Here is a 25,642-nt window from a genome sequence, read left to right as displayed (position 1 = left end):
GAACGGAAACGGCTCGGCGACGGCGCGGCGCTCAGCTGGCGAGGGCCTGGCGGTAGACCTGGACGTAGCGGCGCGCGGGGCGGTCCCAGCCGAGGTCGAGGCGCATGATGCGGCGCTGGACCGCGGGCCAGCGGGGCGACGTGAGGGCCGCGAGGGCGCGCTGCACGCCGCCGAGCAGCGAGGTGGCCGTCGGCTTGTCGAACAGGAACCCCGTGCCGGTCTCCAGGGCGGCGTCGATGTCGACGATCGTGTCGACGAGGCCTCCGGTCCTGCACGCCACCGGGGCAGCGCCGTAGCGTTGCGCGTACAGCTGCACGAGGCCGCACGGCTCGAAGCGCGACGGCACGACCACGAGGTCGGCCGCGGCCATGAGCCGGTGCACGACGGCCTCGCTCACCCCACCGAGGAACTTCGCCCGCTCGGGCGCCTTGGCCGCGGCGGCGGAGAGCTTCTCCATGAGCTCGGCGTCGCCCTCGCCGGCCACGACGACGCTGACGTCGCTCTTCAGGATCTTCGGCATGGCGTTCGCGAGCAGATCGCTGCCCTTCTGCGCGACCACCCTGCCGATGGACACGAGGAGCGGGCGATCCGGCCGGATCTCGAGCCCGAGCTCCTGGAGGAGCGCGCTCTTGCAGCGGCCCTTGTTGCTCACGTCCTCCGCGTCGTAGCGGGCGATGATGGCCGGATCGGTCATCGGGTTCCAGACGGCGTAGTCGATGCCGTTGACGATGCCGGACAGCTGGTTCGCCCGGGTGCGGAGCACGCCGTCGAGGCGCTCGCCTTGCTTCGGCGTGAGGATCTCGTTCGCGTAGGTGGTCGAGACGGTGGTGAGCGTGTCCGCGGCCAGGATGCCGCCCTTGAGGAAATTGAGCTGGCCGTAGAACTCGAGCCGCTCGGGCCGGAAGTGGTCGTCGTCGAGGCCGAGGTACGGGAGCGTGTCCTTCGGAAAGAGGCCCTGGTGCGCGGCGTTGTGGAGGGTCAGCACGGTGCGGCCAGGCGCGGACGGCTGGTGGCGGAGCAGGTACGGCACCATGGCGGTCGGCCAGTCGTGGGCGTGGACGATATCGAACGGCGCGCCCGACCGGGCGCGCTGGCGGACGAGCTCCACGACGGCGCGGGAGAACAGGGAGAACCGCCGCGCGTTGTCCTCGTAGTCGCGCCCCTCCTCGCCGTAGATGCCGGGCCGATCGTGGAAGCCTGGCATATCGAGGACGACGAGCTCCACGCCCGTGCTGAGCCGCCCGTCGAAGAGCGTCACCTGGATCGGCCCGCCCGGCGACACCTTCGCGTCGACCTCGAGCGGCATCGGGGTGAGGCGGCGCGCCATCATCAGCCCGCTCGAGTCGAGCGCCTGGTAGCGCGGCAGCGCGATCGTCACCTTGTGCCCGAGCAGCCGGAGCGCCTTCGAGAGCGACGAAACGACGTCGGCCAGGCCGCCGACCTTGACGATGGGCGCGATCTCGGACGCAGCGAAGAGGATGTCCATGCGGGCGCCGTGTGTAGCACGAACCGGGGCGCGTACAGCGCGGCTTCCGCACGGCCGGGCGTGGCTCCTCGCCGCCGGACGTGTCCTCGTCGGCGCGTGCGACGGCGCCTCTTCGGCGCGCCCCGGCGCCTCTGCATGCGCATCGAAGCGCAGCTCTCGTCGGCGCCGGCGCTCGATGTCGCGGCTCGGCGCCGTGTACCCGCCCCATGCCTCTTCTCCTCCCCCGGCGCCCGCCGTCGCGCTGCCCGCGGCAGCAGCACGGGGCCGCCCGCGCGCCGCCACCACCTCGAGGGGGGGGGCCACCGGTGACAGCGGCCGAGCGACGAACGAATGCGCCATAGAACGCCAACACAACGCGTCAAGGGTGGCACATCGTGCGGCACACTGGCACCAGCGTGCCAGCAGGCGTCGCGGGCGCCCTGCGACCCGTACTCTCTCGTCACCAGGCCAACGCGCACGTCGACCGGCATCGAACGACGCCGTGACGTCCAGCATCGAACGACGCCGTGACGGTCGGCTGCTCGTGTCCCTCCGTGCCTCGCAGGCCAGCCGAAAACAGGAGCGCTTGCAGGTGACGTCAGCCCTCAGAGACCAATATGGCGCGACTCTTGCTTTCAATTGATGTATTGTAACTAACTATTTACGCCGATGATCTCCGGTGGATCGCACATGAGGGGATGGCCAGTGTCCGGATTGGCTGAGGCCGCGCTGCGTTTTTCAGAGAGCGACGACGATGAGGCGCTGGCCTTGGTGCTCGCCTGGTCCGCCACGGAGCCGTGGCGCGTCGGCGAGGTCGCGTTCTTCACGCGTCGCGACTGCCCCCAGGTGCTCGGTCAGACGCCTGCGTCGGACCGGCACCGCGACGGGCGCATCCGGCTATTCCGGCAGCGCCCGGGTAAACTGGAGCCGACGTCGCCGCTCCGGGGTCCAGGCATCTCGAGCGAGGAGCTCTCCATCCGCCTCCTGAGCGACGGACTCCACGTTGAGCGCCTGGGGTCCTGCCCGGCGCTGTTCCGGGGAGCGCCGGTATCACGATGCGTGCTCACGCCGGGCGACACGCTGCTCCTCAAGGATGAGCTTCTTCTTCGGTGCACGAGGCGCGCGCTCTCGCTGCCGCTGATGCGACACTTTCCCGAGCAGTGCTCCGGCAGGTTCGGCGACGCGGACGCCTACGGCCTCCTCGGCGAGAGCCCCGCCGCCTGGCGGCTGCGCGATCGGGTGGCGTTCGCGGCGAGATCCGACCTCCACACCCTGATCCTCGGCCCGAGCGGCGCCGGGAAAGAGAGGGTCGCGCGCGCCGTGCATGCGCTCTCCAGGCGCGCGGGGGGTCCGCTCGTCACGCGCAACGCCGCCACGTTCCCTCCGGGGCTCGTCGACGCGGAGCTCTTCGGGAACATCAAGAACTACCCCAACCCGGGCATGCCTGGGCGGCCGGGCCTCGTCGGCGCGGCCGATGGCGGCACGCTGTTCCTCGACGAGATCGGCGAGCTGCCGTCGAGCATCCACGCGAACCTCCTGCGCGTGCTCGACGCCGACGGCGAGCACCAGCGCCTCGGCGAGGCCGCCCCGAGGCGCGCCGATTTCAGGCTCCTCGCCGCGACAAACCGGCCGCCGGAGGTGCTCAAGCACGACCTGCTCGCGCGCATGACGCTGCGCCTCACCGTGGCCGGGCTCGGGGAGCGCATCGACGACATCCCCTTGTTCGTGCGTTACCTCCTCCGGCGCGCCGCGGAGAGGAGCCCCGATCTCATGCGCCGCTTCGCGCGGGACGAGAACGGCGATTACTGCGTCTCCGGCGAGCTCATCGAGCACCTGCTTCACCACCGCTTCACGACCCACGTGCGCGAGCTCGACAGCCTGCTCTGGCAGGCCATGGCGGACAGCACCGGGAGCATCATCACGCTCCCGGGCAACCCCGATACGCTCCTCGGCGGTCCCGACCGCCGGAGCGCGTCGAGCCATCCGCCCCCGTCCGAGCCCGGTGATGCGCCGCGCGATCGGCGCGCGCGATCGCACGAGCCGACAGCCGAGGAGATCCGCGCCTGCATCGTCCGGGAAGAGGGCAACCTGGCGCGCGCTTCGCGCGAGCTCGGGCTGACGAGCCGGTACGCGCTGTATCGTCTGCTCAAGAAGCACGCGATCGACGTCGCGGGGCTGCGCGACGCCAGCTCCGGCCCGGCTCGTGGGTTCGCGCGCGCCCGGTGACCGCACCCCGGACAGGCGCCCCGCCGTACAGCATGATCTCGCCCCCGGCTTCGGGTCAGGAGCAGGTCGCTTTTCCGCTGCGCGACGAGATCGTGCAGGTGCTGCCGCAGGCGGGACACGAGAGCTCTTCCACGACGCCATCGACGCAGCGCTGCGCGCTCTCGCCGTCGCAGCGGCCGAGATCGGTGATGCCCCGGCAGGGGTCGCTCGAGGCGCTCACGCAGCGAAACCCGCGCTGCGCCGGGTCCCATCCGCAAGCGGACTCCCCCTCGCACGATGCCGCCGACTCCACGCCCGACTGACACCAGACGGCGGTGCTGCCGAAGCACCTTCCTCTCGTGCCCAGCGTCTCGCAGGCCGACTCGCTCGAGCTCGGTGCGCCGACCATCGCGTCGAGCCACCCGACGAGGTTGTCGAGCCGCTCGTATCTGTCCGGTCCAGCGCAGCTGGGCGCCCCCTGCGAGAGGACGCCGAGGACCTCGACCGCACCGGACGGGCCTCGGCGCAGCAGGGGACCGCCGGAATCTCCTCCGCAGAGCCCGCCACCGGACATCTGAGCGATCAGATGATCCTCGGTGGCTGACGCGATCCTCGCGACGGCAAACTCGACGGTCCCGGCACCGCCGTCTTCTCTCAGGCCCGCCCCCGCGACCTCTACCAGATGGCCAGCGCGGTCGGAAGCGCTCCCCCGGGCCCGCGGGAGCCACGAAGGCGCGCCCAGTCCCGCGATCTTGATCATCGCGACGTCACGCGAGGGGTGCAGCGCGATCTCCTGTCCTTGGGCGACAACGTCGCGCTGCCAGTCCGCAGCAGCGATCTTCAGCCGAGCGGTCCCCATCCAGAGGCAGTGAGCCGCGGTGATCAGCGATTCCTCGCTCAGCATCACACCCGTGCAGAGGTTCGCAGCAGAGCCATCCTCTCCCGGGTTCAGCTCCACGGCGACGACCGCGCCAGTCTGTTGGCCAGAGAGGCCAAGGTAGCCGGTGTGCTCGACACCGCCGACGAGCGCGCTCGATACAGCGACGACGGTGCACTCTTCCGTGCCCGGGGACCCGCACGCCGATGTGAGGACCGCCACGGTGACGATCATCGGTATCGGACCTCGAATCGAACGGAGCCGCTGGAGAGGACGCCGAGCAGCTCGATCGCGCGCCGAACCGACCCTGAATGTGCAGAACGACATGGCGCAGCTCTCACTTCATGATGGCGGGTCACGCGACACCGAGCCGACGCCGCCGAGCAGCGGGGCTGTCGCTCGGCGCGCCCTCCCGTGCGGCGATGGGATGTTTGCCGGGTGGAGATATGTCGGCCCAGGGGAGCTAGCATTACAGCGGGAAGTCGGGCCGGGAAGCGAACCGGTCACGGTAGGGACGGCCCTTTCGGGCCGCCCCCCGTACAGAACCCGGCGTGCGGTTTTCCCGCACCGGGCTCCCACCTCCGGTCTACGGATGAGAAGCGCACGGTGGGATAGGGGTGTGTGATGCGCGGCGGAGGAAGCGGGAAACGCTCGTCGAAACGGGTCCGTTGGTCGTTCGTCCAACGAGCCCGCTGGCTGCGACGTTGCATGCCCCTGTGCCACGCCTCGCGCACTTGGTGGCGAAACGAGCCCAGGGCTCGCGCGTTTCCAGGTACCCCGTAGTAGTTGTAGTGCCCTCGGAGCACGGCGCTCAGCCATCGGTGTTGCTCCCTGGCTGGGTCGTGCGCCTTGCGCCTCATTTTCCTACGGAGATCCCGCAGCTTTGCTGCCCTCTTCTTCCGGGAGGTCCGGCGCACGAGCGCGAAACGTCCATCCACGCGCTTCGCGCTGATGTGCGTAAAGCCGAGGAAATCAAACGTCTCTGGCCGCTCGTGTCCTTCCTTGCCGCAGTGCTCCGATGCGTACCGCCCAAACCGGAGCACCCGCGTCTTCTCAGAATGCAACTCCAGTCCGAACTGAGCGAGGCGCTCCGCAAGCGCTTCCTGCATCGCCCGTGCGTCCCGCTCGTACTGGAAGGTCATCACGACATCGTCGGCGTAGCGCACGATGTACATCTCCCCGCGCGCGTGCCGCTTCCGCCATCGATGCGCCCACAGATCGAGCACGAAGTGGAGGTAGATGTTTGCCAGCAGGGGGCTGATGATCCCCCCCTGCGGCGTTCCCTCCTCCACGTCGTGGAGCTGGCCGTCCTCCATGACGCCCGCGTGCAGCCACTTCATCAGCAGCCGCACCATGCGTCGATCCACGATCCGGTGCTCGACGAACTTCTGCATCCACCCGTGATCGATGGTGTCGAAGAACGCCCGGATGTCTGCGTCGAGCACCCAGTTCGTCTTTCTGCTGACGATCGCTACGCTCAGCGCGTCCAGAGCCCCGTGCGCCGACCGGCCTGGCCGATAGCCGTACGAGAACCCCAGGAACTCGCTTCGCTCGTAGATCGGTTCCAGGAGCATCCGCGCCGCCAGCTGGACGATCTTGTCTTCCAGCGCGGGGATCCCGAGCGGCCTCGTGCGGCCATCGCCTTTCGGGATGTGCACGCGCCGTACCGGTTGCGGATGGTAGCTTCCGCGTTGTACGCGGTCCTGAAGGTCGAGCAGCCGTGCGTCCAGCCTCTCGCCGTAGCTGCTCCACGTCTCACCGTCGACGCCAGGTGCCGCGTCTTTCCGCAGGCGCTCGTACGCCTCCTTCAGCAGCGGCGCCTTGATGTAGCTCAGCAGGTTATCGAACCGCGTCCCTTTCTCCTTCGTCGCTCGCTTTCCGACTCGATCCAGGTGCGTGAGCGCGTCTTGCCGATCCTGAGCCCGGGACGCGTTTCGCTGGTCGAGATTCCCGTTGGCCTCGCCCCTTCCCTCCATCGACTCCTCGGGCGTTACCCGCGAGTTCGCCGACTTCTTCGGTACTATGGGCTCGTCCGACTCCATCGGGGCATGCGGCTCCGGGGCTTTCGCCCTTGCGGCTTGCGGCTTGTCGCCTTCCCGCGCCTGCCTCCCGCCCACCACTGGCGAAGAGGCGCCTCCGAGGCCTCCCGGTTCCCGTTCATCAGGCAAGTGCTGACGTGCCGAACTCTCCGACCCCGAGGGGAGTGCAGTGCCATCGCCCACCGCTGTCTTTGCGGCCGCTGCACCGTGGCCTTCCGCGGTCTTGGAACGCGTCGGCTCCCACTGACTGACTTGTTTTCGAGGCTCCATCGCCCGGCCCGTCCGCTCGTCTTCCTACGCTTCGCCGTCGTGGTCGCCCACGCCGCCGCAAGGTTGACTTCCCGGGGGTGGGCACCTCCCGGGGTAGGACTTGCTTCTGTACTGCTGCATGCTCACCTACTTCCTGATGCCGGTTTTACCGGCGCACCCAAGGCGGTCACGGTAGGGACGGCCCTTTCGGGCCGCCCCCCGTACAGAACCCGGCGTGCGGTTTTCCCGCACCGGGCTCCCACCTCCGGTCTACGGATGAGAAGCGCACGGTGGGATAGGGGTGTGTGATGCGCGGCGGAGGAAGCGGGAAACGCTCGTCGAAACGGGTCCGTTGGTCGTTCGTCCAACGAGCCCGCTGGCTGCGACGTTGCATGCCCCTGTGCCACGCCTCGCGCACTTGGTGGCGAAACGAGCCCAGGGCTCGCGCGTTTCCAGGTACCCCGTAGTAGTTGTAGTGCCCTCGGAGCACGGCGCTCAGCCATCGGTGTTGCTCCCTGGCTGGGTCGTGCGCCTTGCGCCTCATTTTCCTACGGAGATCCCGCAGCTTTGCTGCCCTCTTCTTCCGGGAGGTCCGGCGCACGAGCGCGAAACGTCCATCCACGCGCTTCGCGCTGATGTGCGTAAAGCCGAGGAAATCAAACGTCTCTGGCCGCTCGTGTCCTTCCTTGCCGCAGTGCTCCGATGCGTACCGCCCAAACCGGAGCACCCGCGTCTTCTCAGAATGCAACTCCAGTCCGAACTGAGCGAGGCGCTCCGCAAGCGCTTCCTGCATCGCCCGTGCGTCCCGCTCGTACTGGAAGGTCATCACGACATCGTCGGCGTAGCGCACGATGTACATCTCCCCGCGCGCGTGCCGCTTCCGCCATCGATGCGCCCACAGATCGAGCACGAAGTGGAGGTAGATGTTTGCCAGCAGGGGGCTGATGATCCCCCCCTGCGGCGTTCCCTCCTCCACGTCGTGGAGCTGGCCGTCCTCCATGACGCCCGCGTGCAGCCACTTCATCAGCAGCCGCACCATGCGTCGATCCACGATCCGGTGCTCGACGAACTTCTGCATCCACCCGTGATCGATGGTGTCGAAGAACGCCCGGATGTCTGCGTCGAGCACCCAGTTCGTCTTTCTGCTGACGATCGCTACGCTCAGCGCGTCCAGAGCCCCGTGCGCCGACCGGCCTGGCCGATAGCCGTACGAGAACCCCAGGAACTCGCTTCGCTCGTAGATCGGTTCCAGGAGCATCCGCGCCGCCAGCTGGACGATCTTGTCTTCCAGCGCGGGGATCCCGAGCGGCCTCGTGCGGCCATCGCCTTTCGGGATGTGCACGCGCCGTACCGGTTGCGGATGGTAGCTTCCGCGTTGTACGCGGTCCTGAAGGTCGAGCAGCCGTGCGTCCAGCCTCTCGCCGTAGCTGCTCCACGTCTCACCGTCGACGCCAGGTGCCGCGTCTTTCCGCAGGCGCTCGTACGCCTCCTTCAGCAGCGGCGCCTTGATGTAGCTCAGCAGGTTATCGAACCGCGTCCCTTTCTCCTTCGTCGCTCGCTTTCCGACTCGATCCAGGTGCGTGAGCGCGTCTTGCCGATCCTGAGCCCGGGACGCGTTTCGCTGGTCGAGATTCCCGTTGGCCTCGCCCCTTCCCTCCATCGACTCCTCGGGCGTTACCCGCGAGTTCGCCGACTTCTTCGGTACTATGGGCTCGTCCGACTCCATCGGGGCATGCGGCTCCGGGGCTTTCGCCCTTGCGGCTTGCGGCTTGTCGCCTTCCCGCGCCTGCCTCCCGCCCACCACTGGCGAAGAGGCGCCTCCGAGGCCTCCCGGTTCCCGTTCATCAGGCAAGTGCTGACGTGCCGAACTCTCCGACCCCGAGGGGAGTGCAGTGCCATCGCCCACCGCTGTCTTTGCGGCCGCTGCACCGTGGCCTTCCGCGGTCTTGGAACGCGTCGGCTCCCACTGACTGACTTGTTTTCGAGGCTCCATCGCCCGGCCCGTCCGCTCGTCTTCCTACGCTTCGCCGTCGTGGTCGCCCACGCCGCCGCAAGGTTGACTTCCCGGGGGTGGGCACCTCCCGGGGTAGGACTTGCTTCTGTACTGCTGCATGCTCACCTACTTCCTGATGCCGGTTTTACCGGCGCACCCAAGAGCGCCAAGGAACCAGGGGAATACCGGGACGGCCCTTCCCTTCTCCTCTTGGCGGCCTTGGCACCTTGGCGGTTTTTCTGCTGATCCGGGGCGACTGCCCGTCGTAGTGCTAGTTGACGATCACGGCCCACCACCAGTCGGGGGGGCCATACGCCACGCGCGCGCCGATTGCATCCAGCGCGCTGAGCTCGGTCCCGTTGATCGCCTGGCTGACCGTGCAGTCTGAATACTTCATCACCGAGTCCGTATCGAACGCCGTGAGCTCCTCGTACGTGCCGCTCTCGGAGCACCGCGGGCTCGCGCCCGAGTGGGTGTGCTCGTGCCTGAACCCGAGCGCGTGGCCGACCTCGTGAATCGCGAGCAGGCGGCCGATCCCGCTCGTCGGAACGAGCAGCCTCTGATTGGACCAGGAGTTCGAAGGGAACGGCCCGATCGCAGTATTCGAGTCGCTGTAGTGCTGCACGATGAAGTCCACGCCGGGGTTGGCCCCGGAGGTCGAGCATGTCGCGCCGTCGAGGGCGGACATGTAGACGAACTGGACATTGGCGATCCCCTCCCACGCCTCCATGGCCTGCTGGATTGCGATGCGAACCGGCTCCAGATCGGGCGCCGTGTAGGTTCCCTGATTCTGGCCCCAGCCAGCGCTGAAGCAATAGCGGATGTTCTTGGGGCTGCTGCGCGTGTCGCGGTTTCCGCTCGCCACGTTGATGATGCTCTTGTCCACCGGATCGGTGTAGCGCTCGTTGTAATAATCGAGCAGCTTGGCCTCGTCCGAAAAGAGCATGTCCGTCTCGACCACGAAGACGTCGCGGCCCAGTATGGTCCTTCGCGCCTCGTCCCTGTACTGCTCATAAGTCGGGACGGTGCTCAGATCTTCGTTCTTCTCCACCCAGTCGTCCCCCGGCGCCTCTCCGCCGGGGGCGCTGGAGCAAGCGGCGGACATGGCCGCGATCACTGCCAGCACCGGGTACTGCGCTCTGAAATGTCTCGACATATCAACCTCGCATCGTTGATTCACCACTGTGACCCGCGCGCGTACCTCGGACCGAGCGACGCGCGCCCGTCGCGGTCACGCTCGTCTGACGCCCTGAGCGGGCGGCGCTCCGTGGAGCCGCGCCGCCCGCTCAGGTGCATTCACCCGGCCGCAGCCACCCTGTCACATGAAGACCGTGAACTCCTTCAGGTAGCAAACGCCGCTGTACTCGTCGTAGCCAATCTTCACCTTCTTGCCGGAGATACCGGCAGCGCTGATGGACCTGACGATATCCTGGAAGCCAGGGAGCCCCGAGTTCAAGATGAGCGTGGTGGTGCCGCCGCAGATGTCCGTGCCGCCGGAGCCGGGGAAGGAGTTGATGAACGTCGTCGACGACGGCGTGCTCTTGAAATTGATGGAGACGTTGCCGTCAGCCTGATGACGATAGACGCCTACGAAGGCGTCCATACGCCAGTCGATCGCAGTATCGGTCGGGCTGGCGTACGCGCCGAAGGCCACCGAGACGCCCGCCGCCATCAAAGCACCGGCCATGATCTTCTTGAGCATGTCAAACTCCGTTATGTTGAAGCGTTGATTGAATGGGGTTGCTGCCCGCTTGGCGCCGCCCGGGCGTGGCGCACGTCGATCGCGCACCGATCTTCGTGTCCGTGCTCGAGCTGCGCGCTCGTCCTGGGTCGTCGCGCCGGCGCTTGCCGGCGCCGCTTCGACGGGATTTCGCGCGGTCGCGCCGCGGTCGTTGCGGCATCCAGCAATGCTCGGACCAACCCGCGCTCAGCGAGGACAGGCGGGGATTGCCGATGAAAACGTCGCCCTCAATGGCTTGATGCCTGCAGAACGTAGCGCCCGCACGTGCGGTCACGTGCGGGTGCGCACGTGACCGCACGTGCGGGCATCAGGGTAGCGCCCGCGCGGCTTGGTCTGCTCGACGCCCACGTGCCGCCATGCTCCGGCATTTCGCGGTCGATCCGTGAGATGTCACGGGTCAACCGTGAGATGTCACGATCGATCCGCAGCTTTTCAACACCCAAAACCCGGCATAGCCAGGATTCCAAGGCCGGCGATGAGCGGTCGTCGCTGCGATCCCGGCCCTGGAGCGCTGCTCGTCTCATCCATGATGCGCACGAGGACACATCCTCTACTGACTCGCGGTTACTGACTCGCGGTTACTGACTCGCGGTTACTGACTCGCGGTTACTGACTCGCGGCACAACAACATCATCAGAACCCGCGAGCGGGAATCCATGACGACCAGTCCCACGGGATCATCCCCGCTCTCTTCGCCTTCGGAGAGCCCGGCCCCAAATACATCCTGTTCGTCACCGACGGCGAGGTCACGTCGCCTTCTGTCAGGCGGACGTATTCGTCCCGCTCGAGCTTCCAGTCGCTATTCCGCAGGAAGATTTGTACGATTTAATACTTCCAAGTCGGCCCGCTCAGGCAGATCTGTATGCCGTGCTACTTCCTGGTGCCCTCGCAGACCCGCGCTCGTGGAGCGGTCGGCTCCGGGAGGGGGGCGGCCGAGGCGGCGCTGAACGCTGGGAGGCGCCGACGTCAAGCGCTGCACGTTCGACCTGCAGGGCTCGATCGAGGTCGATCTCCCCAGCGCATCGGTCGTCCAGGCGCTCGTCGAGCGGCGCGCCCCGCCGCCGTTTCCGCACGACCGACCGGCGCTTTTGCTAAAGGCGGAGGCCAGCTCGACCCATGACCAGGATCAGCGCGCGAGAGCTCGCCGGCACCAGCGGCCCCTTCGGCCGCGGCACGCCGGTGGTGCGCCGCGCGGAGGTGCCGGAGGGGTCGGTCGTCACCGTGCTGCGCGTGCCGCCGGAGTCGGCTGGCATGCGGCTCGACCGGTTCGTACAGACCCAGCTCAAGCGGACGAGCCGCACGCGCGCCGCCGAGATCGTCGCCCGCGGCGCCTACTCGCCCGAGGCGCGGCGCCTGCGCGGCAGCGATCGCGTCCGGCCGGAGCAGTGCATCCCTGACCGGGCGCGCTGGCGGACAAGCTCCACGACGGCACGGGAGAACAGGGAGAACCGGCGCGCGTTTACACCTTCGCATCGACCTCGAGCGGCATCGGGGTGAGGCGGCGCGCCATCATCAGCCCGCTCGAGTCGAGCGCCTTGTAGCGCGGCAGCGCGATCGTCACCTTGTGCCCGAGCAGCCGGAGCGCCTTCGAGAGCGACGAAACGACGTCGGCCAGGCCGCCGACCTTGACAATGGGCGCGATCTCGGACGCAGCGAAGAGGATGTCCATGCGGGCGCCGTGTGTCGCACGAACCGGGGCGCGTACAGCGCGGCTTCCGAACCCACAGCGGCGCTGAACGCTGGCCAGCGCTCGGGTGTCGCCGCAGACGCAGCGCCGCGCGCGCCGTTTTGGAGCAACTTTCCATCCGCGCCACATCCACTTCCAGGGCCCTGCATGGCGGAGACGGGCCGTCCTGCCCTGTGTATCGTTTCTCCATGAGCAGTACGCTTTACTTTCCCAGGCTTTCCTTGGTCCTCGCCCTCCTCGCCACCGGCGTCGCCGTGAGCTGCGGCGGCAAGAACGACGGCGGCGGTTCGTCCCAGGGCTCCGGCGGCATCGGTGGCAATGGCGGCAGCGGCGGCGCGGGCGGCGCCGGCGCCGGCCCCGTCTCGGGCTCGGTCGTCGGCGAAGGCGGCGCGGGGCTCGACTTCGCCGGCTCGCACGGATCGAGCGGCACGGACGGCGGCGGCGGCGGCGCATGCCAGCAGCTCGACATCACGTTCGAGCCGCAGACGCCGACCGTGATGATCGTCGTCGATCGCTCGGGCAGCATGTACGGCAGCGGCTTCTGGGATCCGCTCAAGACCGCCGTGCTCAACGTCGTCGACAGGCTGCAGGACAGGGTGCGCTTCGGCTTCGTGACGTTCACCGGGATCGAGAACATGCAGTGCCCGCTGCTCGCGAGGGCCGACGGCATCGCCCTCAACCACCACGCCGCCATCTCGGCCGCCTACGAAGAGGCCTCCACGGTGCCGCCCGGCAAGCTCGAGACGCCCACCGCCATGACGTTCAACGAGACGGTCGTCCCGGAGCTCCTCGCGTTCCCGGAGCCCGGCCCCAGGTACATCCTGTTCGTCACCGACGGCGAGCCCGATCGCTGCGACGACGTGCTGGCCGTGTGCGCGCGCGACGACGTCGTCGGCGCGGTGCAGGACGCCTACGAGCAGGGCATCGGCACGTTCGTCTTCGGCCTCGGGTCGGGCGCGCTCGCGCAGCACCTGCAGGACGTCGCGAACGCGGGCGCAGGCCAGCCCGTCCAGCGGCCCCGGAGCGGCACGAACGAGGATTGCTTCGCCGGCGCGGGCACTTACGCCGACGCCGGCGGCACCGCCACCTACTACACGCCGGACCCCACCGACGCGTCCTCCCTGGAGGACGAGCTCGACGCGGCCATCGCCGGCGTCAAGAGCTGCACGTTCGACCTCCAGGGCTCGATCGAGGTCGATCTCCGCAACGCGTCGCTCGGCCAGGTGCTCCTCGACGGCACGCCCGTGCCCTACGACGCGCAGAACGGCTGGACGATGGAGAGCGCCACCCAGCTCACCCTCGTCGGCGACGCCTGCGAGCAGCTCAAGGACGCGCAGGAGATCTCGTTCGACTTCCCCTGCGAGATCCTCGTCCCCCAGTGAACCCAGGGAGCAGCGCGCCGACGCGCGCCGCCCCTTTTCCGCGCCGCGGGCCGGCGCTTTTGCTAAATGCCAAGGCCGGCTCGGCCCATGACCAGGATCAGCGCGCGAGAGCTCGCCGGCACGAGCGGCCCCTTCGGCCGCGGCACGCCGGTGGTGCGCCCCGCGGAGGTGCCGGAGGGGTCGGTCGTCACCGTGCTCCGCGTGCCGCCGGAGTCGGCCGGCATGCGGCTCGACCGGTTCGTACAGACCCAGCTCAAGCGGACGAGCCGCACGCGCGCCGCCGAGATCGTCGCCCGCGGCGCCTACTCGCCCGAGGCGCGGCGCCTGCGCGGCAGCGATCGCGTCCGGCCGGAGCAGTGCATCCTCCTCTGGCGGGAGCCATGGGACGAGCAGGCGCCCGACACCCCGATCCCGGTCCTCCACGAGGACGACGCGCTGCTCGCCATCAACAAGCCGGCGGGCCTGCCGGTGCACCCCACGGCGCGGTACCACAAGAGCACCGTGATCAAGATGATGGAGGCCGCGCGCCCCGACGAGCGGCTGTTCCTGGCCCACCGGCTCGACCGGGAGACGAGCGGCGTGCTGCTGCTCTGCCGCACGCCCGAGGCCGACCGGAACGTGAAGGCGCAGTTCGAGGAGCGCACCGGCGTCGTCAAGCGCTACGCCGCGATCGCCTGGGGCTGGCCCGAGCACGATACCTTCCGGGTCGAGCTGCCGCTCGAGCTCGACGACGCGAGCCGCTACAAGGTCAAGATGCGGGTCGCGCCGCCGGGCCGCGGCCTCGCGTCGGCCACCGCGTGCGAGGTGCTGGGCCGCCGCGCCGATCCCCTCACCGGCCGGCGCTACGCGCTCGTCCGCTGCACGCTCGAGACCGGCCGGCAGCACCAGATCCGGGTCCACCTCGCGGTGAGCGGCCTGCCGCTCGTCGGTGACAAGCTCTACGGCCCGGACGAGGGCATGTTCGCGCGCGGCGCCGACGGCGAGCTCACCGACGACGACCGCCGCGCGCTCGAGCTCGACCGTCACGCCCTCCACGCCGGGCTCCTGGAGCTCACACACCCGATGACAGGCGAACGCGTGCGCATCGAGGCGCCGCTCTCGGACGATCTGCGCACCTTCTGGGACGCGCTCGACGCGTGATCCACGCGGAAGGCGGAGGATCCAGCGCGGGCCACCCCTCCGCTCGTGTGTGTGCGGGGTGACGCTTGCGGGACGCGATGACACCGGTGGGCGAGGCGGCGCCTGCGGCGCGCCATGGAAGCTGCAACCGGAGCCCCGCGCGAGCGCGCTCGATCGCCTGCGGATCTTGTGCCGAAGTACCGACTTACGTACGATGGCCGAGATGACGCGTGCGCGAGACGACCTCGAGGCGCTGCGGGATCCAGCGCTCCGGTCCACACCGCTCGAGGCCGAGAGCACCGCCCAGAGCACGACATCCGGGCCGGTGCCTGGTCCGGGAGAGACGAGGCAGGACGCGGCGGCGCCCTCTCCAGGAGAGCCTGCCGGCGCCGGAGAACCGCGGCAGGCAGGCCCGGAGCGGGCCGCAGCGGCCTCATCGGCCGGCGCCGCGCCGCTGCAGGCCGACCCGCGGGCCCGGGGCGACGAGAGCCTGGATCGGGAGCGCTACGAGCGGTACGCGATGCCGGCGAGCGACCTGCCCGCGGCCAACGTGCAGGCCTTTCGCGGCGACGCGAGCGGGGTGCTCGCGATCGTCCGGCGCGCAGTGCAGTCCGTCACGCGCGATCCGGCGCGCCACCGGCGCCGGCTGCCGAAGTCCCGCTTCGACGCGATCCGCAGCTTGCCGGAGCTCGCGATGGCGCTCGACTACGCGGTGACACGCATGCAGCCCGAGAGCGCGCCGCCGCCCGAGATCGTCGAGAAGCTCGATCTGCTCTACGGCGTGCTGCGCCCGACGCTCGCCACGGCCGAGGTGTACTTCCCGCGCAGCATCGTCCCCGAGACCTTCGGCATCGTCCGGCGCGCGCTCGTCGCCGGCGATCCCGCGAGCGCGACGGCCACCATCACCAACCTCATCCTGGACCGGTGGAGCCACGTGCAGAGCCGCATCCCGATCACCAGGGAGGAGCTGACCCAGCTGAACGGCACAGCGAAGTGGCTGCTCAGCAACACCCGCCCGCCGGAGCGGCTCGACTCGAGGGACATCCGCGATCGGCTGTGGTCGCTCCTGCGCGAGCGCTACGAGCAGCTGCGGGCGATCGCTCAGGAGGTCTCGGGCGACGACTCGCGGGAGTACGCGCCCGAGCGGCTCGCGGCCGATTGAGCCGGCGCGCGGGGCCGCCCCGGCGCGGCGTGGAAGCCTGGCCAGGTCCGGACGGACTTCCGGGGGGCGGGGCGGGTGTACCGCACCGCACGCCCGATCTACGCTGCCGCCATGCAGGAGCTCCGCAAGACGACCTGTAACCGCGACTGCCCCGACGCCTGCAGCATCGTGGCCACCGTGGAGGACGGCCGCGTCGTGCGCCTCGGCGGCGACCCGGACCACCCGATCACGCGGGGCTTCCTCTGCTACCGCACGTCGCGCTTCCTCGAGACCCAGTACTCGCCCGAGCGTCTGACGACGCCGCTGCTCCGCAAGGGCGGCGAGCTCACGCCCGTCTCCTGGGAGGAAGCGCTCGACACCGCGGCCGAGCAGCTCCTCACGATCCGGCGCGAGTCGGGCCCGGCCGCGATCTTCCATTACCGGAGCGGCGGCTCGCTCGGGATGCTCACGGGGATCGCCGACGCGTTCTTCGCGCGTTTCGGGCCGGTCACGGTCAAGCGCGGCGACATCTGCTCCGGCGCGGGCGACGCCGCGCAGCTCGCCGATTTCGGCGAGGAGGACAGCCATGATCTCGCCGATCTCCTCAACGCCCGGCACATCCTCCTCTGGGGCAAGAACGTCTTCACCTCGAGCCCTCACACGCTCCCGGTGCTGCGCGAGGCGAAGGCGCGCGGCGCGGAGCTCGTGCTCATCGATCCTGTGCACCACAGGACGGCGTCGCTCTGCGGGGCCTTCTACCAGCCGCGCCCCGGCGGCGACTTCGCGCTCGCGATGGCCGTCGCCCGCGTGCTCTTCGACGAGGGGTGGACCGACCCGCGCGCCGCGGACTACTGCGATCACCTCGACGCCTTCCGCGCGCTCGCGCGCCGGAGCTCGGTCGCCGCGTGGTGCCGCGAGGCCGACGTGCCCGAGCGCGCGGCCCTGGACCTCGCGCGCCGCCTCGCCGAGAGGCCCACGGCGATCCTCGTGGGCTGGGGCATGGGCCGGCGCACCACGGGCGGTGCGATCGTGCGCGCCCTGGACGCGCTGGGGGCGGTGAGCGGGAACCTCGGCATCCCGGGCGGCGGCGTCTCCTTCTATTTCAAGCGGCGCCGCGCGTTCGACCTCTCGCCGTTCGAGGGCGAGCGCCCGGCGCCCCGCACCGTCTGCGAGCCCCTGCTCGGGCGCGAGGTGCTCGGGATGAGCGACCCGCCAATCCGCGCCGTCTGGGTGACCGCCGGCAACCCGGTCGCCATGCTGCCCGAGTCCGACACGGTCGCGGAGTCGCTCCGGACGCGCGAGTTCGTCGTCGTTGTCGACTCCTTCCTCACGGACACGGCGCGGGCCGCCCACCTCGTGCTGCCCACGACGACGCTCCTCGAGGCGGACGACGTGGTCGGCGCCTACGGCCACCATTACCTCGGCGTCGCCACGCCCGTGGTCCCGCCCCCGGCCGGGGTGAAGAGCGATCTCGAGATCATGCAGGCGCTCGCGCGGCGCGTGGGCCTCGGCGGCGCGCTCGACGGCAGCGCCCGCGACTGGAAGCGGCGGGTCACCGAGCCAAGGCTCGCGCCGCTCGGCGTCACGCTCGAGACGCTGGAGCGCGGGCCCGTGCGCAACCCGCTGGCGCCGAAGGTGCTGTTCGAGGACCGCAAGTTCCCGACCCCGAGCGGCCGGGTCAACCTCATCACCGAGGCGCCCGATGAACGCGTGGATCCCGACGCGAGCGAATTCCCGCTGCTGCTCATGGCGCTCTCAACCGAGAAGTCCCAGTCGTCGCAGTGGGCGCGACCCCAGCACGGTCCGGCCGTCGTCACGGTCCACCCGGACGCGGCCGGCGGCGTGCCCGACGGCGGCGCCTGCCGGATCACGTCGCGCGTCGGCGCCATGACGGCGCTGCTCCGCCACGATCCTGCCCAGCGCCGCGACGTCGCGCTCCTCCCGAAGGGAGGTCACCTCCGGGACGGCCGCTGCGCCAACGCGCTGATCACCGCGCGCACCACCGACATCGGCGAGGGCGGCGCGCTCTACGAGGAGCGGGTGCGCGTCGAGCCGATCGACCCGCCGGCGCCCCTGCCCTAGCGCGCGGCCCGCGCGGCGGACGCGGCGCCCGCGAGATCCCCTGGCCCGCGCGGCCGGCGGTCTCTTACGCTCGCGCGATGGCGAGAGAGCTGCCTGCACGGTTCGGGATCACACCGCACGCGGCGCGCCGCCTCGCGAACCGGCAGATCGCGATCGGCGCGTCGATGGCGCTGGTGGGCGCGGGAGTGAGCGTGACGGGGCTCGGCAGCGTCGCGGCCGGAGTGCCCTTCGGGATGGCCGGCGCGCTCCTGATCGCGTTCGGGCTACGCGCCCGATCGATCGGCGTCGCCGTGCAGGTCGTCAACAAGGCGTACAACCTCGCGGCTTCCGGCCAGCGCGAGGACGCCGCCGAGCTGCTCGACTACGCGGAAGCGACGTGCCGCTCGCGCTACGTCCTGCGCGTCATCGACGTCCAGCGCGCGCTCGCCGCCATGCAGCGCGGCGACCTCGCGGGCGCGCTCGCCCGCGCCGACGCCGCGGTGACCCGCCGCACCGACCCGCTCTCCTTTCACCTGGAGCACGCGACGATCGCCGCGGCGCGCTCGCTGCGGGCCCTGCTCCGCGCCTCGACGAGCGATCGCGACGGCGCCGCGGCGGACATCGAGGTCGTGCGGACGAGCGCCCTGGCGTCGCCCGAGGTGCGCGCCCGCGCGGAGCTCGCGGCCGCGGTGCTCCTGGAGCGCTCGGGCGACAGGGAGGCGCTGCGGGCGCACCTGCTCCGCGAGCGGATCCTCCTCGTCGAGCACACGCGCCCGCGCGAGCGCGCCCTCGTCCGCGCCTACCAGCGCATGCTGAAGGCGAAGGCGAGCTCGGTCTACCGCACCGGCGCGAAGCGGGAGCCGGAGGCGGGAGGCGAGCTCTCGGCGGCGGACTGGGCGGCGCGCATCTCGCCCGACGCGGCGCCGTTCATGCGCGCCCCCGCGCTGGCGGCGGGCGGTGTCGAGGAGCTGTCGCGCGCGGAGGTGGACCGCGCCGACGCCCCCGCGCGCGCCGCGGCGGAGGGGCGCGCCGGGAGCAACCGCCAGCCGGTGACGAAGGCGGCGCGCCGCGTGCTGCTCCTGTGGGTGGCCCTGGTGATGCTGTTCCTGGGGGTGTGGCAGCTCTTGAGCTCCGATGGGGCGCCGCCGGTGGCGCCCGAGATCGAGCGTCTGCCAGCGGAGCCGATCGTCGGACCGCTCGCCATTGTCCTGGCGTTGCCGATCTTCTTCATCGTGATGCTCGTCGGGGCCGTGCTCGTGAACATGGCGCGCGCGCGCAAGCTCTCGCAGCGCTTCATGGCCGCCCAGATCGCCGTCGCGAAGGGCGAGGAGCAGCGAGGGAAGGGTGAGATCGAGGCCCTCACGCGAAGCAAGGTGCCCGCGGCCGCGGCGCAGGCGCACCTCGCGCTCGCCGAGCTTTCGGAGCGACAGGGAGAGCTCTCCGCGGCGCTCGCGGCGTGCGAGGCGGGGCTCGCGCGGCTGGGCACCGAGGCGGCGCGCGCGATGGCGGCGGACATCCTGTTGCCTGCGCTCCTGGCCGAGCGCGCGTTCCTGTTCGCGGCGATGGACCGGCGCGCCGACGCGCGCGCCGAGATGGCGCTGCTCGCGGAGCGGTACGCGTCGTACCCGTTCCTGGAGAGGGCCAGGATGCGGGTGGCGCTCGCGCTGCGGGCGCGGGAGGGCGACATCGCCGGGGCTGCGCGCCTCACCGAGCGAGACGCGGACCTGCCGCTGAACGCGCGCGACGAGCTGCTCGGCGACGTGTGCCGCGCGGCGGCGAGCCCGGGCGCCGCGGGCGCTGGCGAGGTGGAGCGGCTCCGCGAGGAGCTCCGGCTCGACGCCGCGAGCCGGCGCTGGCTCTCGGCGGTCGCGCCGGCGGCGCTCGCGGCGTTCGAGCGCCTGAGGGAGCAAGGCGACGCGGACGTGCTCGCCGGGGCCGAGGCCCTCGCGGAGACGGAGGCCCTCGCGGAGGCCGAGGCCCTCGCGGAGCGCGCCGGGGTGCGCCCGCGGGACGCCGGGGCGGCGTGAGCGCCGCGGCGCCGCGGCGTGGGAGCGGCCTCAGGCGCAGCTGCCGGCGCAGATCCTCGCGCCGGACGAGCGCGGCGCCCGATCGATCCACGGCGCGCGTCGCTGCTCAGTCTTCTCGAGCGGGCGCCCGCATCGGCTCCCTCGGCCTGGTCCGCTCGGGGGGCGCGGCGGCCGAGCCCTCCACGGCGTCGCCGATCTCGCGCGCCACGTCCTCCACGGTGCGCAGGCTGATCCTCCCGGCGAGCACCAGGGTCGCGCCGATCTCGCTGCAGTCGATGGGATCCAGCCGCACCGGCGACGCGAACGCGTTGACGGCCGCCATCTGCCCGGCGGCGTAATCGAGGCGGGCGCCGAACACGAGGTCGCCGTACCGGGTATAGGAGACCAACCCGAGCGACGCGTGGGCGCCGCTCATCCGCTCGAAGAAGAGCTTCGACTCGGCGGACATGGGGCCTCGCAGGCTCGACAGCGCGTTGAAATCGGAGGCGACGCCGCCCACGAGGCTGAGGTCGCGGGTGAGGAACACCTCGGCGCCGAGCCCGACGTTGACGATGGGCGCCGCCGCCTCGACGATGTCGAGGCGGCCTTGCGCCCGGCTCGTCACCGCGCCCCCGGTGATCGCGATCTCCTCGCGATCGGCGGTGATCCTCGCGAACTCGCGCTGGCCCATGTAGAAGAAGCCGTCGAGCTCCAGCCGCAGCCTGCTCCACTCCGCGCTCGCGCCGACAGCGACGCGGGCTGGAGAGGGGGCCACGAACTCCCCTTCACCGGCCCAGTAGCGCGCCGCCGCCGTCCCATCGGCGCGCGTGTCGACGTAGCTCGCGTCCAGGGAGTCGACGGCGTGAACGCTGGGCGTCCGCAGGCTGATCCCGGCCGAGAACACCCGGCTCAGCCGGTACGTGACGCCGAGGTGGGCGAGGAGGTCCCATGAATCGCCCGAGAGCGCGGCCTGGTAGGTCGCGTTGCTCGCCGAGCCCGCGCTGGTGTCCTCCACGAGGCTGGCGACGCCGAGCGAGCTCGTGTAGCGGGTGCGCACGAGCGAGAGCGAGGCGCCCACGGCGAGGCGCGAGGTGGCGCTGTAGCTCCACGAAGGGCCGGCGCTGAAGCGACCCCACGCGTAGCGGAGCGTCTGCGCCTGGCTCACGCGCCGCGAGGCGGACTCCCCCGAGAATCGCAGCGCGTCGAACCCGAACTCGTTCTCCTCCGTCTTGCCGAGGCAGGCGGCGACGACCTGGCGGCCGACCGGCACCCGCGTCGAATCCGGGCCTCGTGCGCCGCTCTTCCAGTTGAAGAAATAGCATGTCGCGTCGGGGAGGCTGTCCAGCCCATGATCGCTCACCGACGTGCGATCGAGCCGGAGATCGCCGTACAGGCCGGGGTCGACCGGCCCTGGCTGGTGCCACCGTTGCAGTGTGCGGTGCGCGTAGCGGAAGAACGCCGACGAGAACGCGATGTTCCGGTCCTCGATGCGGACGATCGTGGCCGGGTTCAGGAAGGGCGCGGCGCCGTCGACGCCCAGCACGACCCCCGTGCCCCCCAGGAGCGCCGATCGCCCGCCGAGGAGCGCGGATTCGTACCTTCCCTGCGCGCGCGCCTCGCCTCCGCCGAGCGTCCCGAGCAGCGCGCTGGCGAGGCCGAGCAGCGCTCGGCGCGCTCCGGAGCTGCGAACCAGGGCGCGCGGGCTCGACATGGCAGGCGCCAGCATGGATCACAGCGCCGTCGCCGCAATGGCGGCAGCGCCCGCCCGCCCACGGCCCCCTCCCGAGGCGACGTGCTCCTGCCCGATCCTCGCCCGCCGCGCCGCGTGTCGCTGCGACGCCGCCCCGCGGTCTCTCTTGAGTCGCCGTTGGAGGGGGCGAGAAGTAAACTGCAAGGGATGTCTGAGCCGCTTCGCAGAGATGGGTCCGCCATGCCCGTGCCGCCCCTTGCCCCGCTGAAGGCCGTTGATCTCGAGGACGAGCGGCTGAAACGCTTGAACGCCCTCGGGCATTTTCTGGACAACTCCATCCGTATCCCTGGAGTCGGCTACCGGGTCGGCTACGACGCCGTGATCGGGTTGATCCCTGGGGTCGGCGATCTCATCGGTTTCGCGCTCTCGATTTACATCGTGCTCGCGGCGACGCGTTACCGTCTCCCCGCCTCCGCGGTGCTGCGCATGGTGCTCAACGTGGGCCTCGAGACGCTGCTCGGCACGGTCCCTCTCGTAGGCGATCTCTTCGATGCCACCTACAAGGCGAACGCGCGCAACCTCGACCTGCTGCGCGCCCACCTCGCGGCGCGAACGCAGGGCGGCGCGCCGCCCTCCAATCTTCGTTTCTACGCCGGCCTGTTCCTGGCGCTGGCAGGCATCCTCGCCCTGGCAGCTCTCATGCTCTTCTCGCTGACAAGAGCGCTACAAGCCCTCTTCGGCTCCTGACGCCCCCTCTCCTCACTTCTCCGCAACGTCCCCCGCCCGAGTCCTTCTCCGCAACGTCCCCCGCCCGAGCGGGGCGCACCCGCACAGGAGACGGGCCCAGATCGGCGTTTTCGGCGCGGAGGCGTACTCTTGTACGCCGAGCACCGAAAACGTCGAGGTGGGCCCGTATCCGAAGCGGGTGCCCCCGCTCAGTTGCGCGAGCTTATGAAGAGGCGGAGCACATGCCAGAACAGCATGGCGACCGACGCGAAGAGCTCGAGGGCGGCGCCGACGTACCGGTCCTCGGGGAAGTGGTGCAGGATGTTCGACGTGTCGTACAGGATGGCGGCCCCAGCGAACGCGACCATGGCGACGCTGAAGAAGGTGCCAAGCTGGAAGCCGAACAGCGCGCCTGCCGCGATGAGGACGAGCGCGCAGATCGCGCCCCAGCGCAGGAGCGCCCCAAGGAACGAGAAATCCTTGCGGGTCACGAACGCGATCGCGGTGAGCCCGGCGAAGCCGGCCATCGTGGCGAGCCCAGCGCTCTGGATCGCGCCGGGAGCGACCATGTCCGCGATGTAGAGCAGCGGCACGAAGACGATCGCCTGGGCGAGCACGAAGCCGCCGAGCGCGGCGTACTGCGCCGGCTTCGATACCGACGTGTGCGCCGCGCGGCTGGCCAGCCAGCTCACGAGCATGAACGCCCCGAGAACCAGCAGCCAGCTCGTGCCCATCATCGCCCTGGCGATGACCGAGGCGACGCCGGTCTTGAACAGCGCGACCTCGATCGCAGCGAAGAGGACGATCGCACCGAACAGGTGGTTGTACGTTCGCACGATGAAGCGCTCGCGCGACTCGGCACCGGCGCGGAGCACCGACGAGCGTGTCCCGTATCCTACGTAGTTCTGGTCCATGTTCCCTCTCTGGTAGGCCTCGACTCTAGCACGTGAAGCACGCCGCATGCCCGCGGCGAGGCGGCCGCGGGACGAGGCGCAGCGCCACGACGTCGCGAGCGCCGGCGCCTGTGCAGGGGCCCTCCGCCGCTCGCTCCCGGGAAAGCCGGCCGGCCCGCAGGTCCCCCACGGCACCGCTCAGGGCCCCCCGGAGCCCGCGGCGCCCGCCGCACGATGATGGAAATGCGGACGTCGCGCCCTGCGTCCTGTCGAAGTCTCCCTGGAAGAAGGGATTAAATCCCCTTCGGGATCTTGTCGAGGTCCACCTGGGAGAGCGCATGCCGGATCAGCGCGCTCCTGTTGGCCTTGGTCATCCCGCGCGCCTTGAGCGAGCTGACCATCTCGTCCAGCCGCTCGAGATCCTCGGTGTACATCGAGATACAGATGACCTTGTAGTGTTGCGGTCTCTCCGGCGCCGGCGCAGCACCCGGCTCGGATGCAGCGCCGCTCGTCCGGGCCTTCGCGCGCACGCGAGGCGCTTCCGTGGGCGTATAGAACGCCCCGGACAAAACACCTTCCACTTCATCGCGATCGAGCAGCGCCCGCGCGGCGCCCCCGAGATCGCCTTCGCTTTTCATTGCTTCCTCCAGCTCCCCTGCCCGGTCGAGGCTCCGCGACTGCGGGCCCTTCATTCAGCGAAACCCCGCGTCCGCGGGTCCTTCACCCAGCGGGACTCCGCGTCCGCGGGTCCCTTCATCCAGCGGGACTCCGCGTCCGCGGGTCCCTTCACGCCCCCGCCGCCGCAGCGCCCGGCCGCTCGGTGGCCGCGTCCCCCCGGTCGACGCTCCACGCTGTCCCGTCGCGCGCCGCCCCTGCCTCGGAGCCCGCCGTGCCGCGCTCGCGGCTCTCGATGATGCGATCGACCACCGCGAGGTAGTCGTCCGCGGCAGGGGTTCCCGACGCGTACTCGAAGATCGTCTGCCCTTGCGCGGGCGCCTCCTTGACCTTGATCGCCTGCCGGATCGGCGCGAGGCAGCGCTCCCCGAAGTGCTGCTTCATCGTGCTCACCGCCTCGCGCGCGATCTTCGCGCGGCCGTCGTAGAAGGTCGGCAGCACGCCCCAGATCTGCACCGGGTGATGCAGCAGCGCGTTCACGTTCTTCACCGTCTTGATCACCTGCCGGACGCCGACGAGCGACAGATAGTCGCACGCGACCGGGACGAGCACGCTGTCGGCGAACACCAGCGCGTTCTGGTTCATCAGCGACAGGCTCGGCGAGCAGTCGAGCACCACGTAATCGTACTCGGCCGCTGCAGCGGAGAGGCGATCCGAGAGCACGCGGTCGCGGTTCTGGCGCCCTGCCAGGTAGAGCTCTGCCGCGGCGAGCGTCTCGTTGGACGGCAGGAGATCCAGGTTCGGTCGCACCGTCTTGGTCGCGTCCGCGACCCGGAGCCCCATCACGAGCACGTGATAGAGCGACCGCTCCGCGCCCGCGCCGAGCGAGACAGAGACGTTCCCCTGCGCGTCGGTGTCGACGAGGAGCACCCGCTTGTCGCGCGCCGCGAGCCCGGCCGCGACGCTCACGGCCGTCGTCGTCTTGCCCGTACCGCCCTTGTGGTTGAACACGGCCAGGCAGCGGGGCACCCCGGCCGGGCGCTGCGGCGGCTGCGCCGGCCGCTTCGCGCCCCCCGCCGGCGAGAGGGGCACCGCGACCGCGCCCTGCCCTTTGAGCTCCGCCGGGCGAGCGGCAGACCCGGCCGGCGCGGCCCGCCCCGTCGCCTCGCCCTGGGCGCTCGCCCGAGCCGCCGGCTCACCTGCCGCCACGGCGGAGCGCGACCCGCCTCCTGCCGGCGGCGCCTCGTCACCGGTCGGCGTTGCTCCCTCGGGCGGCGCCGCGGCTGCCGCCGCGATGTCGCCGAGCCGCACCCCCTTCGCCTCACGGACCAGCTGCGTCCGGCACCCCAGCGAGCACGCGTAGTGCCGGCGCCCGGCGACGTAGAGCACCTGGGACACGAGATCCGGTGGAAACCGCTTCGCGCACGCGTCGCACGTGGCGAGCGCAGCGCCGCCCTGCCCGCCGAGCTGGCTCTTTTCCAGGCATTTCTGCGAGCAGAAGAAGGAGAAGCCGCCGTCCTTCTCCTCCATCTGGTACCGGAACTGGACCTCGAATCCGGTCCCGCACACGCTGCACGTCTCGCTGATTCCGCCCACAGCTCGCTCCTTCGCGCCGCGCACAGCGCTTTGCCCAGGCGCAGCGTTGACCATCATCACAGTCAAGGCGCAAAGGTCAACTTTTCTGCGAGCGTGACCCACCCTTCCGGCGCAAGGGCGTGGGAGCGCGCGCATCCCGGGACAGAGGCGCGAGGCG

At 70.5% G+C, this 25,642-nt stretch carries 19 protein-coding genes; 8 read left to right on the top strand and 11 right to left on the bottom strand.

Features of this window, described 5'->3' with window-relative positions; translation table 11 throughout:
• Positions 1-31: 31 nt before the first annotated feature.
• The gene (gene glgA, locus WMF46_RS17105; RefSeq protein WP_437986578.1) at positions 32-1,486 is read right to left on the bottom strand and encodes a glycogen synthase GlgA; all 1,455 of its coding nucleotides are present in this window, start codon (positions 1,484-1,486) and stop codon (positions 32-34) included.
• A gap of 684 nt (positions 1,487-2,170) precedes the next feature.
• On the opposite strand from glgA, the gene WMF46_RS17100 reads away from it, so the two are divergent.
• A complete protein-coding gene (locus tag WMF46_RS17100; protein WP_437986577.1) occupies positions 2,171-3,691 on the top strand; it encodes a sigma 54-interacting transcriptional regulator in 1,521 nt (506 codons plus the stop codon).
• Between the two features lie 55 nt (positions 3,692-3,746).
• On the opposite strand, the gene WMF46_RS17095 is transcribed toward WMF46_RS17100, so the two are convergent.
• The 5 genes from WMF46_RS17095 to WMF46_RS17075 form a co-directional block, all read right to left on the bottom strand.
• Positions 3,747-4,769 carry a trypsin-like serine protease gene (locus WMF46_RS17095; RefSeq protein WP_437986576.1) on the bottom strand — a complete coding sequence of 341 codons (1,023 nt, stop codon included), beginning with the start codon at positions 4,767-4,769 and terminating at the stop codon, positions 3,747-3,749.
• Positions 4,770-5,050: 281 nt separating this feature from the next.
• Complete coding sequence (gene ltrA / locus WMF46_RS17090) at positions 5,051-6,589, bottom strand: group II intron reverse transcriptase/maturase (protein ID WP_437979957.1); 1,539 nt, start codon at positions 6,587-6,589, stop codon at positions 5,051-5,053.
• Between the two features lie 433 nt (positions 6,590-7,022).
• Positions 7,023-8,561 (bottom strand): group II intron reverse transcriptase/maturase, encoded by a 1,539-nt coding sequence (gene ltrA, locus WMF46_RS17085; RefSeq protein WP_437979957.1) that lies wholly within the window; start codon positions 8,559-8,561, stop codon positions 7,023-7,025.
• Between the two features lie 538 nt (positions 8,562-9,099).
• On the bottom strand, positions 9,100-9,984 hold the full coding sequence (locus tag WMF46_RS17080) for a hypothetical protein (protein WP_437986575.1): 885 nt from the start codon (positions 9,982-9,984) through the stop codon (positions 9,100-9,102).
• 162 nt (positions 9,985-10,146) lie between these two features.
• Positions 10,147-10,530 (bottom strand): hypothetical protein, encoded by a 384-nt coding sequence (locus WMF46_RS17075; protein ID WP_437986574.1) that lies wholly within the window; start codon positions 10,528-10,530, stop codon positions 10,147-10,149.
• Between the two features lie 1,155 nt (positions 10,531-11,685).
• Here WMF46_RS17075 and WMF46_RS17070 point away from each other — a divergent pair.
• A complete protein-coding gene (locus WMF46_RS17070) occupies positions 11,686-12,066 on the top strand; it encodes a hypothetical protein (RefSeq protein WP_437986573.1) in 381 nt (126 codons plus the stop codon).
• Here WMF46_RS17070 and WMF46_RS17065 read toward each other — a convergent pair.
• On the bottom strand, positions 12,029-12,238 hold the full coding sequence (locus tag WMF46_RS17065; protein WP_437986572.1) for a glycogen/starch synthase: 210 nt from the start codon (positions 12,236-12,238) through the stop codon (positions 12,029-12,031). The two genes, WMF46_RS17070 and WMF46_RS17065, sit on opposite strands and share 38 nt — an antisense overlap.
• Before the next feature lie 206 nt (positions 12,239-12,444).
• On the opposite strand from WMF46_RS17065, the gene WMF46_RS17060 reads away from it, so the two are divergent.
• From WMF46_RS17060 to WMF46_RS17040, 5 genes are all read left to right on the top strand, one after another.
• Positions 12,445-13,638, top strand: coding sequence for a vWA domain-containing protein (locus WMF46_RS17060; protein WP_437986571.1), 1,194 nt, complete (start codon positions 12,445-12,447; stop codon positions 13,636-13,638).
• A gap of 87 nt (positions 13,639-13,725) precedes the next feature.
• Positions 13,726-14,778 carry an RluA family pseudouridine synthase gene (locus tag WMF46_RS17055; protein WP_437986570.1) on the top strand — a complete coding sequence of 351 codons (1,053 nt, stop codon included), beginning with the start codon at positions 13,726-13,728 and terminating at the stop codon, positions 14,776-14,778.
• A 202-nt stretch (positions 14,779-14,980) separates the two neighbouring features.
• Positions 14,981-15,919 carry a hypothetical protein gene (locus tag WMF46_RS17050; protein WP_437986569.1) on the top strand — a complete coding sequence of 313 codons (939 nt, stop codon included), beginning with the start codon at positions 14,981-14,983 and terminating at the stop codon, positions 15,917-15,919.
• 111 nt (positions 15,920-16,030) lie between these two features.
• Complete coding sequence (locus tag WMF46_RS17045) at positions 16,031-17,980, top strand: molybdopterin-dependent oxidoreductase (protein WP_437986568.1); 1,950 nt, start codon at positions 16,031-16,033, stop codon at positions 17,978-17,980.
• Between the two features lie 77 nt (positions 17,981-18,057).
• Positions 18,058-19,986: a hypothetical protein gene (locus tag WMF46_RS17040; RefSeq protein WP_437986567.1), complete on the top strand. Its 1,929-nt coding sequence runs from the start codon at positions 18,058-18,060 to the stop codon at positions 19,984-19,986.
• Positions 19,987-20,092: 106 nt separating this feature from the next.
• Here the strand turns inward: WMF46_RS17040 and WMF46_RS17035 are convergent, their stop codons facing one another.
• A complete protein-coding gene (locus tag WMF46_RS17035) occupies positions 20,093-21,676 on the bottom strand; it encodes a hypothetical protein (protein WP_437986566.1) in 1,584 nt (527 codons plus the stop codon).
• Positions 21,677-21,895: 219 nt separating this feature from the next.
• On the opposite strand from WMF46_RS17035, the gene WMF46_RS17030 reads away from it, so the two are divergent.
• Positions 21,896-22,402, top strand: coding sequence for a DUF4112 domain-containing protein (locus WMF46_RS17030; RefSeq protein WP_437300150.1), 507 nt, complete (start codon positions 21,896-21,898; stop codon positions 22,400-22,402).
• Between the two features lie 188 nt (positions 22,403-22,590).
• Here the strand turns inward: WMF46_RS17030 and WMF46_RS17025 are convergent, their stop codons facing one another.
• The 3 genes from WMF46_RS17025 to WMF46_RS17015 all read right to left on the bottom strand — a co-directional run bounded on the left by WMF46_RS17025 (position 22,591) and on the right by WMF46_RS17015 (position 25,485).
• Positions 22,591-23,295: a Bax inhibitor-1/YccA family protein gene (locus WMF46_RS17025; protein WP_437553059.1), complete on the bottom strand. Its 705-nt coding sequence runs from the start codon at positions 23,293-23,295 to the stop codon at positions 22,591-22,593.
• Positions 23,296-23,567: 272 nt separating this feature from the next.
• Complete coding sequence (locus tag WMF46_RS17020) at positions 23,568-23,912, bottom strand: hypothetical protein (RefSeq protein ID WP_437909526.1); 345 nt, start codon at positions 23,910-23,912, stop codon at positions 23,568-23,570.
• A 148-nt stretch (positions 23,913-24,060) separates the two neighbouring features.
• Entirely contained in the window at positions 24,061-25,485 is a 1,425-nt protein-coding gene (locus WMF46_RS17015; protein WP_437986565.1) for an AAA family ATPase, read from the bottom strand.
• Positions 25,486-25,642 lie beyond the last annotated feature (157 nt).

This window comes from Sorangium sp. So ce117, assembly GCF_051524395.1.
GTDB classification, from domain to species: Bacteria; Myxococcota_A; Polyangia; order Polyangiales; family Polyangiaceae; genus Sorangium; species Sorangium cellulosum_B.
Note: the sequence above shows the minus strand (reverse complement) of the source record. Positions and strands in the feature narration are given on the sequence as shown.